15 protein-coding genes are annotated in these 16,470 nt (G+C 42.2%); 5 read left to right on the forward strand and 10 right to left on the reverse strand.

The annotated features are described in order from the left end of the window. Positions 1–4: 4 nt before the first annotated feature. Entirely contained in the window at positions 5–1,561 is a 1,557-nt protein-coding gene (gene hutH / locus ACSSWA_RS05355; RefSeq protein WP_437355529.1) for a histidine ammonia-lyase, read from the forward strand. Here the strand turns inward: hutH and ACSSWA_RS05360 are convergent. Beyond that, positions 1,554–1,718 (reverse strand): hypothetical protein, encoded by a 165-nt coding sequence (locus ACSSWA_RS05360; RefSeq protein WP_437355530.1) that lies wholly within the window; start codon positions 1,716–1,718, stop codon positions 1,554–1,556. The genes hutH and ACSSWA_RS05360 overlap by 8 nt on opposite strands. Next, on the reverse strand, positions 1,718–2,137 hold the full coding sequence (locus ACSSWA_RS05365; RefSeq protein ID WP_437355531.1) for a hypothetical protein: 420 nt from the start codon (positions 2,135–2,137) through the stop codon (positions 1,718–1,720). The genes ACSSWA_RS05360 and ACSSWA_RS05365 overlap by 1 nt, the downstream gene beginning before the upstream one ends. A 115-nt stretch (positions 2,138–2,252) precedes the next feature. On the opposite strand from ACSSWA_RS05365, the gene ACSSWA_RS05370 reads away from it, so the two are divergent. Next, a complete protein-coding gene (locus ACSSWA_RS05370) occupies positions 2,253–3,140 on the forward strand; it encodes a DMT family transporter (protein ID WP_437355532.1) in 888 nt (295 codons plus the stop codon). 43 nt (positions 3,141–3,183) lie between these two features. On the opposite strand, the gene serC is transcribed toward ACSSWA_RS05370, so the two are convergent. The 3 genes from serC to ACSSWA_RS05385 form a co-directional block, all read right to left on the reverse strand. After that, a complete protein-coding gene (serC, locus tag ACSSWA_RS05375) occupies positions 3,184–4,269 on the reverse strand; it encodes a 3-phosphoserine/phosphohydroxythreonine transaminase (protein WP_437355533.1) in 1,086 nt (361 codons plus the stop codon). 37 nt (positions 4,270–4,306) lie between these two features. After that, positions 4,307–5,539, reverse strand: coding sequence for a DUF1015 domain-containing protein (locus ACSSWA_RS05380; protein WP_437355534.1), 1,233 nt, complete (start codon positions 5,537–5,539; stop codon positions 4,307–4,309). An 89-nt stretch (positions 5,540–5,628) separates the two neighbouring features. Further along, on the reverse strand, positions 5,629–6,099 hold the full coding sequence (locus ACSSWA_RS05385; protein ID WP_437355535.1) for a MarR family winged helix-turn-helix transcriptional regulator: 471 nt from the start codon (positions 6,097–6,099) through the stop codon (positions 5,629–5,631). A gap of 121 nt (positions 6,100–6,220) precedes the next feature. Between ACSSWA_RS05385 and ACSSWA_RS05390 the strand changes: the two genes are divergently transcribed. After that, positions 6,221–6,598 carry a DUF2203 domain-containing protein gene (locus ACSSWA_RS05390; protein WP_437355536.1) on the forward strand — a complete coding sequence of 126 codons (378 nt, stop codon included), beginning with the start codon at positions 6,221–6,223 and terminating at the stop codon, positions 6,596–6,598. 5 nt (positions 6,599–6,603) lie between these two features. Here ACSSWA_RS05390 and ACSSWA_RS05395 read toward each other — a convergent pair whose 3' ends face one another. The 4 genes from ACSSWA_RS05395 to ACSSWA_RS05410 form a co-directional block, all read right to left on the reverse strand. Continuing rightward, on the reverse strand, positions 6,604–7,035 hold the full coding sequence (locus ACSSWA_RS05395; protein ID WP_437355537.1) for an OsmC family protein: 432 nt from the start codon (positions 7,033–7,035) through the stop codon (positions 6,604–6,606). A gap of 63 nt (positions 7,036–7,098) precedes the next feature. Then, positions 7,099–7,320, reverse strand: coding sequence for a DUF2905 domain-containing protein (locus ACSSWA_RS05400; protein WP_437355538.1), 222 nt, complete (start codon positions 7,318–7,320; stop codon positions 7,099–7,101). 42 nt (positions 7,321–7,362) lie between these two features. Continuing rightward, entirely contained in the window at positions 7,363–12,954 is a 5,592-nt protein-coding gene (locus ACSSWA_RS05405) for an aminotransferase class I/II-fold pyridoxal phosphate-dependent enzyme (RefSeq protein ID WP_437355539.1), read from the reverse strand. An 8-nt stretch (positions 12,955–12,962) separates the two neighbouring features. After that, entirely contained in the window at positions 12,963–13,940 is a 978-nt protein-coding gene (locus ACSSWA_RS05410; RefSeq protein WP_437355540.1) for a hypothetical protein, read from the reverse strand. 312 nt (positions 13,941–14,252) lie between these two features. Between ACSSWA_RS05410 and ACSSWA_RS05415 the strand changes: the two genes are divergently transcribed. Continuing rightward, on the forward strand, positions 14,253–14,924 hold the full coding sequence (locus ACSSWA_RS05415; RefSeq protein ID WP_437355541.1) for a PspC domain-containing protein: 672 nt from the start codon (positions 14,253–14,255) through the stop codon (positions 14,922–14,924). Beyond that, on the forward strand, positions 14,914–15,423 hold the full coding sequence (locus ACSSWA_RS05420) for a hypothetical protein (RefSeq protein ID WP_437355542.1): 510 nt from the start codon (positions 14,914–14,916) through the stop codon (positions 15,421–15,423). The genes ACSSWA_RS05415 and ACSSWA_RS05420 overlap by 11 nt, the downstream gene beginning before the upstream one ends. Here ACSSWA_RS05420 and ACSSWA_RS05425 read toward each other — a convergent pair. Continuing rightward, positions 15,420–16,469: an anti-sigma factor domain-containing protein gene (locus ACSSWA_RS05425; RefSeq protein WP_437355543.1), complete on the reverse strand. Its 1,050-nt coding sequence runs from the start codon at positions 16,467–16,469 to the stop codon at positions 15,420–15,422. The genes ACSSWA_RS05420 and ACSSWA_RS05425 overlap by 4 nt on opposite strands. Position 16,470: the final 1 nt, after the last annotated feature.

Consider the following 16,470-nt stretch of genomic DNA (forward strand, 5'->3'; position numbering starts at 1 on the left):
TCTTATGAAAATCATTATCGACGGCAAGTCCCTTACACTCCGGCAAATCGACTCTTTCCTTCATAATAATAGCAAAATAGAATTATCGAAAGACGCCGTTAAAAGAATAATACGATGCCGTAAGCTTATCGACGAATGGGTCGATAAAGGCGAAACAATTTACGGCGTTACAACCGGATTCGGCGGATTTTCGAGCGTTCGGGTCGACAAGAAAGATATCTCCAAACTTCAGGAAAATTTGATACTGAGCCATACGGCGGGAGTGGGCAGGCTCTTGCCTTCTTTCATCGTAAAACTGATGATGCTCTTGAGGATTAACGCTTTGGCTTCAGGTCATTCCGGAATTCGACCTGAGACCTTGCAATTGTTAGTCGATATGCTGAACAACAACATACTGCCGTTAATTCCGTCGCAGGGCTCTGTAGGTTCGAGCGGCGATCTTGCGCCGCTGGCTCATATGGTGCTTGCAATGCTCGGTAAAGGCAAAGTTGAAATTAACGATTCTCCTCTCGACGAAAGCAAATATCATAAGAAAGTTATGAACTCGGCTTCCGCGCTGAAAAAATTCGGATTAAAACCGGTTCGACTCAACGCAAAAGAAGGCTTGGCTTTGATCAACGGCACCCAAATGATGACAGCCTACGCCGCTTACATTGCGATTGAAGCCAACAAATTGGTAAAAATAGCCGATATAGCCGGAGCTCTTTCGAACGAAGCGTTAAGGGGAACCGATTCGGCATACGATCTGAGGATACACAAACTTCGACCTTACAAAGGACAAATTGATTCGGCGAGAAATTTAAAGAGATTGTTAAAGGGAAGTCAAATACGCGCCTCCCATAAATATAACGACCCGCGCGTTCAGGACGCTTATTCTTTAAGATGCATACCGCAAGTGCACGGCGCTTCACGCGACGCAATTAATTATATATCGCGACAGATTGAAATCGAATTGAATTCCGTTACCGATAATCCTTTGATCTTTCCCGATAAAAAAGATTACATAAGCGGCGGCAATTTTCACGGTCAACCGGTGGCTTTGATAATGGATTTTATGGCAATAGCTTTAGCGGAGCTGGCAAGCATTTCCGAAAGACGCACCGACAGAATATTAAACGGCTCGTCCGAAAAATTGCCCAAATTTCTGGCGCATAAAGGAGGATTGAATTCCGGCTATATGATTGCTCAGTATACGTCAGCCGCATTGGTCTCCGAAAATAAAGTACTGGCTCATCCCGCAAGCGTCGACTCGATTCCGACTTCGGCTTATAAAGAAGACCATAATTCGATGGGCTCTGTTTCTTCGCGCAAATGCTACGACGTGCTGCAGAATACAACGACGGCGCTTGCATTGGAATTGCTTACCGCCGCCCAGGCAATCGAATACCATAAACCCCTTAAATGCGGCATCGGTACGCAGGCTGCCTACGATACAATCAGAAAAGTCATTCCGCCGCTCAAAAACGACCGGCTTTTGAAAGCCGATATCGATAAGGCTGTCGGACTCGTTAAAGAAGGGATTATCCTTAAAAACGTTGAGAAGAAAGTTAAACTCAGTTAATTTTTTTCTTGTCGGCTTTTTTGTATACGCTTTCCCTGCCGAGGCGTTCTTTCCGGTCGATCCATTTGTCGAGTTTAACTATCAGAAGTCCGAAAACAGTCAGTCCCGATATTATCAGAATCGTAACAAGTATAAAGATAATCGTATACAGACTCATCAGTCCCTCGAAATCGTAAAATCTTTTTCGATAGTCGCCGATTTTTGAGTGTTGTCGTCCTGAACATTCATAACAATCTTGTATTTCCCTTCGGCAAAAGTCGAATCGATCTGGAATTGCGATTCAACTTGCAGATATTCAATTTCTTCTTCGGAAGATTTATCCACAAGCCCTTCGTCGATATATTCTAATTTTTTATTGTCAGGCGTTATCAAATCAACCGTATAAGAGAGTCGCGCGATAAAAACGCCGTCTGATTTTTCCTGACCGAATCCTTCCGCAATGCATGTGGCGTTTATTTCCCATCCGCCGTCTATCAAATAAGCGAAAACTTCCGCATTGGTAAGTTTGAAATTTTCAGGCTCGTCGCAGGCGAATATAACGAGCGCAAGCAAAATCGGCAGCGATAGTTTTTTCATAATTCTTCTTATAATTTCAAGCAATCTACTTAATCGCCCGACTAATTTCAACAGCGCCGAGGCTGTCTGGAAATTTATTGATATATTTTCTCTTTAAATAATCAGGACAATATTATTGGATAACCGTCGCAGATTATTACCCGTATTCGAAGCTCTGTTCGTTACATTCCTGTGGTCAACATCATACATTATAATTAAATGGGGATTGAAAGAAATACCGCCTCTTTTTTACGCAGGATTGAGATATTCGCTGGCATTCGTAATTTTTATTCCGTTTGTATTCAAAAAGAATCGGATAACCGAACTTAAAAGCTTGACCAGGAAGGATTTCAAAAAACTATTTCTTTTGGGATTTATTTTTTATTTCGCAACACAGGGAACGCAGTTTATCGGACTGTCTTTACTGCCTTCGGTTACGGTCAGCTTAATGTTGAACTTTACTCCTCTGGCGGTACTCGCTATGGGTATAATATTTTTGGACGAGAGACCCGGTAAAATCCAGATTGTCGGGATTGTAATATTTCTTGCCGGCACATTAATTTATTTTCTTCCTGTCGAGTTAAACAACGCGCAACTTGCAGGCATGGGAGTTATGACATTGGGAGTTGCGGCAAATGCGGCGGCTGCAGTTTTGGGAAGAGAGATAAACCGCGGACATAAATTCACTCCTTTGACAATTACGTTCGTCAGTATGGGAACAGGTTCGTTTCTTCTTCTATTGACGGCAATAATTTTCGAAGGATTTCCTTCCATTGGTTTCGAAAGCTGGATTTATATTTTATGGCTGGCAGGAATAAATACCGCGCTGGCTTTTACACTCTGGAACAAAACATTACGCGAACTGACGGCGGTCGAATCGAGCATCATAAACAATACAATGTTGATTCAGATCGCCGTTTTGTCGTTTCTATTTCTGGGCGAAAGTTTGAATGCAAAAGAAATTACAGGATTGATTATTGTGATCGTAGGAGCTGTTTTGGTTCAAAAGCGAAAAAGAAAATAAAAAGGCCGCTCTCAATACCGAAGGAGCAGCCTTTTGTTAACAATTAATTGTTTTTCTTGAAATCTTCCATAAACTGAACAAGTTCTTCAACGCCTTTTTTCGGGAAGGCATTGTAGATTGAGGCTCTGATACCTCCTACGCTGCGATGGCCTTTGAGACCTTCGAAGCCTTTGCTTTTAGCTTCTTCGATAAATTTCTTTTCGAGTTCTTCGTTCGGAAGCCTGAACGTTACGTTCATCAAGGATCTGTCTTCTTTAACCACCGTGCCTTTATAATAACCGTCGCTCGAATCAATTGCGTCGTACAGTATCTGAGCTTTTTCCTTGTTGCGTTTGTACATTTCGTCCAGTCCGCCCATATTCAACAACCATTTAAATACCAATCCCGCCATATAAACTCCGAAAGTAGGCGGAGTATTGTAGAGCGAATTGTTCTCAACGTGGACACGGTAATTCAGGTAAGTATGCAGATCGTCGGATGATCTTTCCAGCAAATCCTTTCGAATAATAACCACGACTACGCCCGAGGGTCCGATATTTTTTTGAGCACCCGCATAAATTAATCCGTACTTATTTATATCGATTTTTTTGTGAAGGATATCGGAAGAAGCGTCGCATACAAGCGGAACGCCTCCCGTTTCCGGTTCCGTTTTCCACTGCGTCCCATAGATGGTATTATTGGAAGTAAAGTGAACATACGAGGCGTCCGGGTCGAGTTTTAATTCGGATTGTTTAGGCAGTCTTGTGAAATTATCACTTTCGGTTGAGGCGGCTACGTTAACCGTTCCTACTCGTTTGGCTTCTTTCATGGCTTTCTTTGCCCAGGAACCGGTAATAATATAATCGGCTTTGTTTTTCGGGGGCATCAAATTCAAAGGCACCATCGAAAATTGCAGCGTTGCGCCGCCCTGAAGAAACAAGACCGCGTAGTTATCGTTGATATCGAGTAACTTTCTCAAGTCGGCTTCCGCTTCTTTGATTACCTGATCAAAAATTTTTCCGCGGTGACTCATTTCCATAATACTCATACCGCTGCCTTTATAGGAATAGAGTTCCTTCTGAGCTTCGAGCAATACTTCTTCCGGTAAAACGGCAGGACCGGCGCTGAAATTATAAATTCTCTTTTCCATACTTCACTCCTTTATATTAATGTCAGTTAAAGTCGCATTAAATAAGGTGAACCAGCAATCCGTCTCTTAATTTCGGTTCGAACCAGGTCGATTTCGGGGGCATAATTTCGCCCGCGTCGGAAATGTTGATCAAATCGTCTATCGAAACCGGATACAACGAAAACGCAACTTCGGCTTTGCCGGAATCGACAAGGCGAACAAGTTCTCCGGTTCCCCTGATGCCTCCGATAAAGTCAATGTTCGTGTCTGTACGCGGGTCTTCTATGCCAAGTATAGGATGTAATAAGTAATTTTGAAGAATGCTTACATCGAGATTATCCCCGACAGTATTTCCAGGTTTTACATTTGTATTCGGCTTCAGGCTGTACCATTTTCCGGATATGTACATGCAAAAAGTTCTTTTCGACTGAGGCGCGGGATTATCGGTTTCTTCGACTTCAAAATTGACTTTTACTTTTTCCAGAAATTCGTTTTCCGACATATTCAATTTATGAACGATTCTGTTGTAGGGCATTATCTTAAGCTGCTCCGCTGGAAAAAGAACTGCGAGGAAAAAGTTGTATTCTTCGTTTCCGGTGTGAGCGGGATTTTTTTCCATCATAGTTTTACGCGCTCTGGCGGCGCTTGCGGCTCTGTGATGACCGTCGGCTATATAAAGCGAATCGACTTTTTTCATTGCCTCGACAATTATATCGACGGAATCACCGGGCGCTTTCCAAACCGTATGCTGAACGCCGTCAGCCGCTTTGAAATCATAAAGGGGTTTTTCCGATTCTATAATTTTATTTACGGTATCGTTAATAACGTCCACGCCTTTATAAGTCAAAAAGACGGGACCGGTTTGCGCTCCTGTCGTTACAATGTGATTCGTTCTGTCGTCTTCTTTTACTTTTCTCGTCTTCTCGTGTTTTTTGATAACATCCCGTTCATACTCGTCTACTGAAAAAGTTGCGGCCAGACCAACTTGAGAATTTCCTTCCCTAATCAATCGATATATATAAATATGCGGACTATCGTCTTGCATAAGAGGAGCTTCGTTTTTAAGACGTTCCAGATTTTCTTTTGCCTTGTTATAAACTTCGCTCGAATAAACGTCGATATTAGACGGCAGTTCGATTTCGGCGCGCGTTACTCTTAAAAAGCTCAACGGATTTCCTTTGGCGAGTTCCGCCGCTTCTTCCCTGTTTACCACGTCGTACGGAACGCTTGCTACCAGATGGGCGACTTTTTCGTGCGGTCTTAGCGCTTTGAACGGACGTATGAGAGCCATATCTTCCCCTTTTTATAAATCGAAAAAATTAGTAAAAGAAAAATAGCATATAAATGTATTATTGTAAAACTTGACTCAGGCTAAATTTATTATTCGTTATTCAGAGAAGCGCCTAATTTTTTAAGAAGTTCGCCCAGCTTTAATTGCTCTTCCTTAGTCAGGACGGACATAAGTCGCGTAATATGAAGAGCATGTTGAATGAATATCTCATCGAAAGTTTTCTTCCCTTTCGTAGTCAGACGCACGAGAATGGCTCTGCGGTCTTCCGAATCCCGCGTTCTTTCGATATATCCGAGTTTTTCCGCATTGTCCAGTACCACGGTCATATTACCGCCGGTAGCAAGAATTTTTTTACAAATATCGCTGACTTTCAAAGGTCCCAAATGTCCGAGCGCTTCAATAACTGCAAATTGAGCCGGTGTAAGTCCGTACTTTTTGATGTCCTCGTTTGCCAGGCGACTGAATGTTGAGTAAGCTCTGGCAAGTTTAATCCATGTATTCAACGCGAGTTCTGTTTTTTTGCCGTATTTATTGTCTTTTTTCATTCTGTTTTCACCCATTTACTCCGATAATATACAAAACTTAAAATAATTTGTACGGTTTTTATTTTCTTTTATCCCAAATTTTATTAACATTAAAGAGACATTATTTGATTAAAGACTGTGCGAAAGGAAAAACCGGGTGGAAACACAAGTTAAATATTTTACAGTAGCGGAAGCCAACAGGACACTGCCGCTTGTTAAAAGGATAGTAAGAGATATAATCAACACGGCATACGAAATAAGGTCAAAGTCGGATTTGCTGGGCGGGCATTATCAGGGCAATCCCGATATTCTTAAAATGAGTTCGCAGATAAACGGTTATATAAAAGAGCTCGAAGAAATCGGATGCTTATATAAAGACTGGAATTTTCAGATCGGGCTGGTAGACTTTCCGGCGCTTATAAACAACAAGGAAGTTTATCTCTGCTGGCGAAGCGACGAAGAGGAAATTAAGTTTTATCACGAATTAACAAACGGGTATTCGGACAGAAAGCCGATACCGCCCGAATACCTCTGAGCTTATTATTTCTTTTCTTCTTCAATTCTATAAGAATGAGTAATTTCCACCGATTTTTGCAACATTGCCGTTACGCTGCAATAAGTTTTCTGCGACAATTCGATAGCTCTTTCGACGGCTTCTTTCGGTATGTCTTTTCCGTAGAAGACATATTCGAGATGAATTTTTGTAAATACCTGCGGGTGAGTTTCCTGAACTTCAGCCTGAATATTCATTTCGAAAGCGTCGAACTTTACTTTTTTCTTTTTCAAAATAACCGCCACGTCGCTGCCCGTACATCCGCCGAGCGCAATTAAAAGAAGTTCCTTGGGACGAATTGCCGCGTCGCTTCCTCCGAATTGCTCGGGTCCGTCCATCGTTACCCAATGATTCGAGTCCGTCTTGCCTAAAAACGTTACCCCCTCGATATGTTTAACTATTGCTGTTTTGGTTGCCATTGATTCCTCTTATTTTGTTCAATTATTTTCTATAAGGTAAGATGAACAATTATCAATTCGGTTTCACTTTCTGAAGAGATATAATATCAAAGAAATAATTATGCTGATAATTATTGAAGTAGCCAGCGGAAAATAAATTGTATAATTTTTTCCTTTGAATGTAATATCGCCGGGTAATTTTCCGAGATATGGGATTTTACCGAAGAAGATTAATAAAAGTCCGACAACAAGCAAAACAATTCCGCCGACGACAAGAATTTTTCCGAGAGTCTGAAATTCATTCATTTTATCTCCCCCTTGTCAAAATTTACGGAATCAAATTTAGGATCAACCGTTTTCACCCGCAAGGCGCGCTATCTGCAGCAGATAGAATTTCAATTTATCCTGATCTTTCGGCGAGAGAGCCTGCTCTTCGATCTTAATAATTCTTTCGACTTCTTTCAGCGCTCGAATAATATTGATCGGCACTTCAACCATTTCCTGCGAAATCGCGGAAAGATATTCGACGGCAGCCGAAAGGAATTGTTGCATATTGTCGTCGAAAGGAGACCGGGCGAATTGAGGAGCGGCTTTCAATTTTTTGGGAGAAAAGAGATACTCTTTATAAGATGAACTCGACGAGATTGAATAGAGCGCAATGGCGAGTTCGACGAAACTTGCAACTCGTTGATAAACCGGTTCTTCCAGTAAATCCCATATTTTCCTGCGCCACATCCGGATTTCTTCCGGAATTTTCATTAAGTATTTTACTTCCTCAAGCCATCTCTCGTCTACATTTCCTTTAATGTCTTTTAATATTTCTTCGACGTCCGTATTGAACAAATTCTTTTGCAGCAACACAGCCACATCCGGTCTGAGCGTCGGTAATAAATCGGGTATAAATTCATCGCCTTCAAAGAACTCGGAGACTTCCAGCCCGTGTCTTCTGAGTAGTTCTTTCTGGAAATAGCTCAAATAATTGCGCATAGAATCGATATCTTCGCGTAGAGCGATCAACGCGGAATTGCCCGCGGGAAAAGCTTTTTCCATTTTGCCCAGATATTCCAAATCGACGTCGTGATATATTCTGAGCGTTTGAAGCATTTCATAGACAGGCAGTTTTGGCAAAATCCGCTCGGTTATTAAGTAGACCGGTTCGCCTTCGGCAAATTCGCGTTGTGAAAAATTGTTGAGAGCGCGAAACAATCCCGTAGTCAACTGATTAACGCCCAGAATCACGCTCTGCGACTGATTATGCGATATAGCCCGCAGAAGACTTCCGTATTTCGAGAACGGTATAGTGCCCGCAATTTTTTCCAGAATTTTCTGACCGGCGCCTTCGCCGACTCCCTGTCCGGGGCGCACTGTGGGACGATCGCGTAAAGGCGGAGTCGTCCTTCCGATAAAATACGATATCAGATGAATTCCCACGACGTCTTCTTCTCTGCCGTATAATATCTGACGGAAATTCTCACGGTGCAGATTCAGAAATTCGTTGAATATTTCGTCTTTCTTCCCTACGGTAAGTCGTTCAAGTTCCTGCAGACCTCTTGTTTTGAACTGAAGTCTGGTTTCCGACAACGGCTCGCCGGCTCTTAGAATTTCTTTTTCGTTGAACTTTTGAGCTTCCATTACATGATAGAGAAGCTGCGCTCTTTGATAAGTTGTAATGTGTCTCAACTTTTCGGAAATGTTGCTTTGGAAAGTCCGCAGGTCGCCGCCCGCAAAAACGCCCAGGAGCGGCGTGGTTGCGTACTGAGCGCTTTTACGCGTCGATTCCGCCAGGTATTCTTTAAAACGGGATTGCGAAACGTAAGAATCAACGAAAAGTTCCTCTCCCGCAACTTCAGAATAATAACCGCCCTGGCGCTGCATCGGTTCGCCGCTGCCCATTTTCATCCGTACGCGCCCTATCAGATTGTGAGACGCCAGCCAGGTCATTAAATCGTATTTCGATTCCCTGTAAAGATTCATACCCATCGCCTGTCCGACCTGTTGACTCAAATCCGAACCGGCGACGAATATTTCGGTAATAATTTCATTAAAACGATCGGCGGTATCCTGATTTATTCTTCTGCTCTGGAAAGAATATTCCCAAATTTTGTCGAGGTAATTTTTTATGTTTTTTACCGAATCGAGGTCTTCGAACAACGGCACAAGCCATACTCCGGGTAAATCGAGATTATTGTTTTCCCTAAGGATTTCTTCGCGTTTCGATCTCATTTTCCTGTCGAGCGAAATCAACGCCTCCGGTTTCGTAGTCATGCTCACCTGAAGAGCCAGAACCATACCGGGATTTCCGTACTTAGCCGCAATTTCATTAATCTCATTAATATTATGCACGGTCGTATCGATTGCGAATTGATCCTGAGCCGTAATTAATTTTTGATGAATACGCGGAGTAACGACGAATCTTCTCAATAAGTCTCTGTACATGATAGTTTCAAGAAGCAGCCGCTTGTCCGAAAGATTTTTCATAATTCCGGGGATATTCGCGCGTAATGTTTTGCGCAGTCTTTTATTCAAATCGAAATAATATTCGAGCGTATTTCTTCTTTTAATTCTCAGGTCGAGCATTTTTCTTTCGAGGCGGTCGTTATGATGCCACAAACGCGTAAGCGGATCCTGAGCGATATGAAGTTTCATTCCGAGTTTTCTCAATTTGCCCGGCTGCAAATTAAACGGCAGAGTTCCGCGGTATCTCTTTTCGAGTTGATGAGTCAGTTGAGTTATCTGGTTCAAAAGCGCCGTAAATCGTTTGTTTCGTTGAGGCAGCTTTTCCAATTCACGAATAAGATATTCGTCGAGTATGAGTGAAGGATTGTTCTTTAACAGCAGCTCCAAAATTCTCGCCTGGCGGACAATATTCTCGATCAACACAAACGCAACCAGACTGTGCCCCTGACCGGAAGGACGATTGCTGCCGTCCCAGTCTCCCCAGAAGGAGAGAAATGTTTCGTATTTATTATCCGAATAAAGACCGATGAAATTTTCCGCCGAGATTATTGCATTCAAATCGAGTATCAATTCCTGAGGCTCCTCGCTCGAAACAATAGCCACGTTTAATCCCAGATATTCCCTTGCAAGCTCTTCTTTCAATCTTTCCAGATCGCCATCTGCAATCCGGTTTCCTCTGAGCAGGTTTTCGATTATTCTTTCGGCTATCAAATCCGTTTTGATAGAATACATTTGAGTGGGATGAACGGTTCTGTCGAACATTCTTGTCCGGAATGCGCTCTTACGCCTTTCGAGCGAATCTTTATAAAATTCGCGTTCCAGAATCGATTCGAATTTTTTCTGATTGTCCGAAAGTATGTATCCCGCAAATTCGTTGACGTACGATTGGAGCTCTTCGAATCTGTTCCTGTAGACCGATAATTTATAAGGAATAAATTCACCGATAAATTTCTTTTTATTAAAAGAATAATCCGCTCCGCCGTTTATTTTATTCAGATGGCTGTTAAATATATGTTCGATGTTGTTGAGAATACGATTTTCCAGCTCATTCCATTCGTTGGAAAAATCCGCGAGCGCGACTTTTTTCTTCAGATTAAGTTTCTTTACTTCGAATTCACGCTTATTATAATTAGCGGATTCTTCGGCGATCATCCTGTTAAGATCGATTAAAACGCGGCGCGTTTTCCTTGCCAGGACTTCGGCTCCGTCTGAACCGCCCAGCGTTAGTCTGAAAGATTTTCTTCCGGTTTCGAAACCTTTTTCCGTACGGGCAAATGTCGAAAGAGGAATGAGTCCGATGCCCTGCCGGGCAAGACCCGAAGCCAGCCAGTCGAGCGATAATCCCGCAGGTAGATTTTCTATTATCATTTGCGGATACATGCTCCCTGCCGGCGGCTTAATTTTGATATTGAATCTGTTTCTTTCCGCGGGAAGACTTTCGGCTGCTTTAACTATCGAATTGCTTCTGTCGTAAAATATCTTGTTCCGAAACTTATGATACGCTTTTACGTCTTCGACTTTGTTGCGGTAAAGCAGATAAGAAATAAATACAGCCGAAACATTATCGCGGAAAGTATCGATTATATTCTTGAATTTATCCCGCAGTTCGGGATGCCGAATTTCTGCGACCGACAGTCGGGCGCCCGCAAACGAATCGGTTTTAGACATCGAATGAATTGTTATCAGAAATTTTGCTTTTTCGCTCGTAAGATAGCCTTCCTCTGTAAGTTCATTGCATAATTGACGCAGCGTGTCGACCTTTTCCGGTTCTAAAGAAGGCTTAACATTTTGATACGACAAATCGTCGACGATTATAATTTCTTCTTCGAGCAGCTGCTTGAGCAATTTTTTCAAATCATTTCTGTCGAAAATTTGACCGGTGGCGTTATGAGGATTGTTTAAAACAACCGCTCCGTATTTCTTCCATCCGGAGTCATTCGAAAGTTTGTTTCGAACGGCGTTAATAATTGCATCAACGTCAATTTGAAAATCATCTTTTAAGGGAACGGTAACCACTTCGGGAAAACAATGTTCGTAAGTCCAGCTAAGGTCGGGAATTATTACTTCCCGAATTCCGCAATGGAATCCGAGTATGCTAAGAGCCGTTCTCGAGGAACCGCTTACTACCAGACAGTCCTCCGGTTTATATTCCGGATGATGATTTATAAATGCGCTCAGATACGAAGCTTTGAGGTCTTTTTTCCATTCGTCGTTGTTAAAATTATCCGTCATTTCGTCGAACAGTTCGACCGCGCTGTACGACGCAAATTTGTCGTAACTGATTTTCGAGGAAAACCGTTCCTGTCCCGTGATATGAGAATTGAATTTTTGTACGATGCCGTCAATCTTTTTTTCAATATCGCGGCTTTTCGATTCGGCAATTTTGCCGATAACTTTTTCGGCTGTACCGGCAATTCCGGAAAGCGGTTCGAATCCGAATTTAACCGATCCGCCTTCTATATCGGCTTCGATATCGAGTTCAAGCGGTTCTTTATCTTCCCCGATTCCGTTTTTCAGAAGATAATTCAATAACGTGATTTCCGTCGAAGAAGGCGTTCCTTTCAGCTTGAAGTGGACATTTTCAAGAACTTTAATAAACTCATGATTGCCGGCGATAAAAACCAGCGAAAAACCTTTCAGCTTTTTTGAAAACGCCGAGGGAGTTATAAAACGAAGAACGCGGTTCATCATTTTGGCTTCGCGCGCCAGCGACAGGTGATTCGGAGCGTTATTTATTTCGACAAAAAAAAGAGGATGTTCCAAACTCAGATTTCTTAATTGTCTTCTTATTTCTTCGCTGGTAATGCCGCCCAGAATAAGAAACTTCGGAGAGTTATCTTTATTCAACAAACGGGTCAATTGAGGCAGAAGCGCGCCTTCGGTATTTCCGAGATTGTGAAAACGTATTCCTTCAAAGTTTTTAAGATGCGCGGGAATTTCGTAATCGTATAAAAGAACATCGGCAGGCAGATTGACCAAAAATTCCGAAATCGAATGGAGAAAAACGCGCAGAGTTTCGGCAATTCCGTTAGACGCAATGATTATTTCCCTTTTGCCCGATTTTGCGCCCGTATCGTATGAAAGCGGTTCCTGCTGTTTATGCGAAAGCCAATCATTAAAAAAATCGACAATAAATTCCGGTTTCGACTTAACATACCCGCCGCGCGGCGAATACGGAGCTGCTCTTTTTATAAGCTCCGCAATCAATTTAACTTTCGGGATATCACTGTCGGAACAGCCCAATTCGCGGCAAAATTCTTCAGGATTTTCAATCGAAAATTTCTCGTCGAGCAAACCGACGTTCATCGCCATGCGCATATAAAGAGAGTGAAGCCGGTCGTCCTGAACCGGATTTCCGATATGGAAATTAACTCTCTCCTGAACCGGCACGGAAGAAGCGGCTGTCGATTCGCTTATTTCCGAAACTTTTGCCGCTTTTATCGGTTTCAGTTCAAAAAGTAACAGCGGGTCTTTTGAATTCATTCTGATAGCTATTCGGTTTTTCCTTCACTGCTTTTCTTTTTGCTTCCAGTCAGATTATGCAGAAGATTCTGAAAAAGTCCGGCTAATTCCGAGCCCTGAGGCAAATCGGCGGACGATAGAGAAACCACCGTACGCGCATTCTTAAGCGTTTGACTTGCTTCGGCAAGACGAGCGGCTTGAGGCGTAAGAAGCAGCAATTCCGGATTATTCTTGAGCAATTCCAATTCTTTCGATTCGAATTCGAGCTGCATCTGTTTTCTTTTTAGTTCTTCTTTAACTCGTTTTTCGGCAATTTCGGCTTCCTTCTCGATCTCTTTGTTTTTCAGTTCGTATTTTTTCATTTCGAGCTGGTTTTCCATCAAAGCGATCTCTTCTTCCGCTTTGAATTTTGCCTTTGCCGCAGCAATGCGGGCTTTTTGATTCAGCTCTTCGGTTTGTTCAAGTATACGAGCCGACTCCTGTTGTTTGATGGCGTCGGCAATTTTGGAATCGAGAATTTCAATCAACTGAATCGAAATCGAAACTATTTCCAATCCGAACTTATCTTTACTGACATCCGTTTTTTTGCTCAAATATTCGTAAATTTTTTCGCCGTTCAGTTCCTCGATTTCGAATTTTTCCGTGAATTCCCTCACCAAACTTTCAATCAGAATTTCGAGTTCTTTTGTGGCTTTTTCGACTGCTTTTGTATTCCAACCGCCGGCTTTAATCAATTTATGGATATTTTCGAGCGAAAGCGCTACGCTAAGCGTCATTTTTATCTTTATATCGAGATTTCCTTTCGCGGTCGAATCGATATTTAATTGGACGGAATGGATCGTTCTGGGCAGCACCAGACTCAAATGGCGCGGATAGAACCTTCCTTTTCTGAGTATGATTTTTCCGTCCGACTCGTACAACACCAACTGGTCGGGTTTCCGCAATCTGTATTCATAAATCAGAAGCAGGATTATCAATACGATTATTATAGCTATTGCTGACCACATGTTTGTTACTCCCGATAATTCTGAAAAACTTAAGCTGTTTTTATTTTGTTATTATCCTTATCCGATTTTAAACCGGCACACACATAACTCAAAAAAGGATCGACAAGAAGGTAAACAGACATAAAATCGCTGTTTAATGTAATATTTTTTTTGAAATTATGTAAGCTCCGCGGCAAAAAAATTTTTGCAATAACGGCTTTTAAACTCAAAAAGTAAGCTTAAATTCTTTTATCGTGATCTATTACGAAATATTTTTTACAATTGACAAAATAATTTATACTTTGCAACACAATTAAATTCAGATGCGGAAAAATGGAAGAACACGATTTTCCGAATTTATTTGAAGACGAAATTCCGCCTGAGAAACTGCCGCCGGTTAAAAGACTGGAACGTTCGTCTTCCGATTACATTATTACCGGCTTGTGCGGCGGACTGGGAAAGTATTTCAGTATCGACCCTTCAAAGATACGAGTCGCCTTTATGTTCTCTGTGCTACTGGGCGGATGGGTTATTCTATTATATTTTATTGCGTCCGTTATGATACCGCTTGAACGAACCGTCACTTCAATCATTACCGACAAAAAGAACAATCTTATTTTTCTAAGCAGCTTGATGATGACCTCGGGATTATATCTGTTTCTGAGCGATTTTAATCTTACTCACAGAACATATTTCCTGCTCGACAACCGGTCGACTTTAATGGGCGGGGTTTTGATAATTACCGGAATTTACGTTGCGCTCAGGAATAAGCGCCTGCACCCCGTTACAGAAGAAAATCAGATGAAATTTTACAGGTCGCAAAAGAATAAAATTATTACGGGACTTTGCGGCGGCTTGGCGGATTATCTTTCTTACGATGCTGCCGTTATTAGAACCGTCTTTTTGATCAGCGTTTTGTTGACCGCGGGTTTTTCTTTGATTCTTTATTTGTTGATGTCGCTTTTCGTCGGGAAAGAAACGGGAGCTTTCAATTATGAAAGTTAATTTCAGGACATTGACCGGAGCTATGTTATTTGTCGCAGGCTGCCTGCAGATTGCGGATATCTATTCGGGCATTGACTTTTACGAATCGGGAATAATAATAGTTACAGCTCTTTACGGAATTTCAATTAATTACCTTTCGGTCAAAACAAGGAATCGGAAAACCTTGCTTTTTTCAGTTTTCGTTTTTCTTGTTTCAATTCTGATGTTTTCTTTGAATCATTACAACATTCGTTTGAGCGCCGGGGTTATAATATTTTCGGGTTTGTTTTCGATAACGTCATTTTTACTGGTTCTCTATATCGACAATTCCGAAGAAAAGGCGTTTTTATACGGATTTATTGTGGGCGCGTTTACAACTGCAGCCGCTTATTATATTCAACAATTCCCCTTGGCGCATAACCTGTTTGTAAAAGCAGTCGGTTATACAATAAAGATATTGCCTGCGGTATTAATTGCGGGAGGCGTTGGTTTGTTTTTAAAGAGGAAACAGTACGATTAACGTCTGCGGTTTTCCTGTGGGAACGGCGCCGACATATATTCATTGACCGACGGCGTTGGCGAGCCGGTATTCGATTCGATTGTTATTTTAAGCGATTCAATGTTTTCTTTTGGAATAATCGGAAACGATGTTATATGAAGGAATTCGTTCCCCGCGGGTTGATACACTCCCATCGAATACGATATTCCCCTGCTGACGAGCCACAGCTGATATCCCTGGTTTGCAAGCAGAGGCTTTACGTTTCTGAATTGAATCAGTCCTTCTTTTGCGTCGAAAGACAGCAGCACTTTTGCCGATGCGTTTTCTCCCGGCGTATTCGATTTTAAGTTGACGATTGTAATGTCGCCGTAATTGAAAAATTCAATCAAAGCTATATAATTATTTACGAAATTATTCGTGCGCGCCAATTCGCTCCGGTAAACGTTGATATCCTGCTCAATATCCGTAATTTTTTGATTCAACTCTTCAACAGACGTAAACGAATAGTATCCCAGAAGTGAAAAAAGAACGAGAGACAGCACGATTGCAAACCAGCCAACCAGGCTGCCGGATTTTCCCGGAGAGCGCGGAGCGGGTTTAATTTGCGTTTGTTGACCTGTAAAATATCTGCTCGGCTCTTCCGGAATTATCGAACGATCGATTGCGCCGGAAGTCTTGCCCGTTCCGGTCTTGACGGGCTCTTCCGTTTTTTCTTTCGGCTGCGTCTTTTTAAGATTGGTAAGTTGAAAACTTGCTTTCGTGCCGGCTTTGGTTGTACGGGTTGAAAATTTTTCCGCAGTGGCTTTTTTTTCTTCCCTGATTCGAGTTTTAATTTCGTCTTTCATTCCGATAAGCCGCCGCGCCACTTCGTCTTTCAGAGACGGGTCGGGTTTTTCGATATCGAGAATAATCGGTATTAAAGAGACAATATTTTGCATCTCCTGCAGTTCGCCTTCGGGCAGTTCGCCGCCCGCGTCGATATAATCTTTGAATTGGATAAAATTATCCCTGTCCATACAACCGACCGCAAAGGCGGCAATCATTTCGTGAACCGCATTCTTTGCCATA

This window comes from Melioribacter sp. Ez-97 (genome assembly GCF_051488665.1).
GTDB lineage: Bacteria > Bacteroidota > Ignavibacteria > Ignavibacteriales > Melioribacteraceae > Melioribacter.

Coding starts and splice junctions, on each gene's coding strand:
- ACSSWA_RS05400 (WP_437355538.1), bottom strand. CDS start 7,320: ATGAATGAATTTCAGACTCTCGGAAAAATTCTTGTCGTCGGCGGAATT.
- serC (WP_437355533.1), bottom strand. CDS start 4,269: ATGGAAAAGAGAATTTATAATTTCAGCGCCGGTCCTGCCGTTTTACCG.
- ACSSWA_RS05365 (WP_437355531.1), bottom strand. CDS start 2,137: ATGAAAAAACTATCGCTGCCGATTTTGCTTGCGCTCGTTATATTCGCC.
- ACSSWA_RS05415 (WP_437355541.1), top strand. CDS start 14,253: ATGGAAGAACACGATTTTCCGAATTTATTTGAAGACGAAATTCCGCCT.
- ACSSWA_RS05420 (WP_437355542.1), top strand. CDS start 14,914: ATGAAAGTTAATTTCAGGACATTGACCGGAGCTATGTTATTTGTCGCA.
- ACSSWA_RS05410 (WP_437355540.1), bottom strand. CDS start 13,940: ATGTGGTCAGCAATAGCTATAATAATCGTATTGATAATCCTGCTTCTG.
- ACSSWA_RS05380 (WP_437355534.1), bottom strand. CDS start 5,539: ATGGCTCTCATACGTCCGTTCAAAGCGCTAAGACCGCACGAAAAAGTC.
- ACSSWA_RS05385 (WP_437355535.1), bottom strand. CDS start 6,099: ATGGGTGAAAACAGAATGAAAAAAGACAATAAATACGGCAAAAAAACA.
- ACSSWA_RS05395 (WP_437355537.1), bottom strand. CDS start 7,035: ATGGCAACCAAAACAGCAATAGTTAAACATATCGAGGGGGTAACGTTT.
- ACSSWA_RS05405 (WP_437355539.1), bottom strand. CDS start 12,954: ATGAATTCAAAAGACCCGCTGTTACTTTTTGAACTGAAACCGATAAAA.
- hutH (WP_437355529.1), top strand. CDS start 5: ATGAAAATCATTATCGACGGCAAGTCCCTTACACTCCGGCAAATCGAC.
- ACSSWA_RS05425 (WP_437355543.1), bottom strand. CDS start 16,469: ATGGCAAAGAATGCGGTTCACGAAATGATTGCCGCCTTTGCGGTCGGT.
- ACSSWA_RS05360 (WP_437355530.1), bottom strand. CDS start 1,718: ATGAGTCTGTATACGATTATCTTTATACTTGTTACGATTCTGATAATA.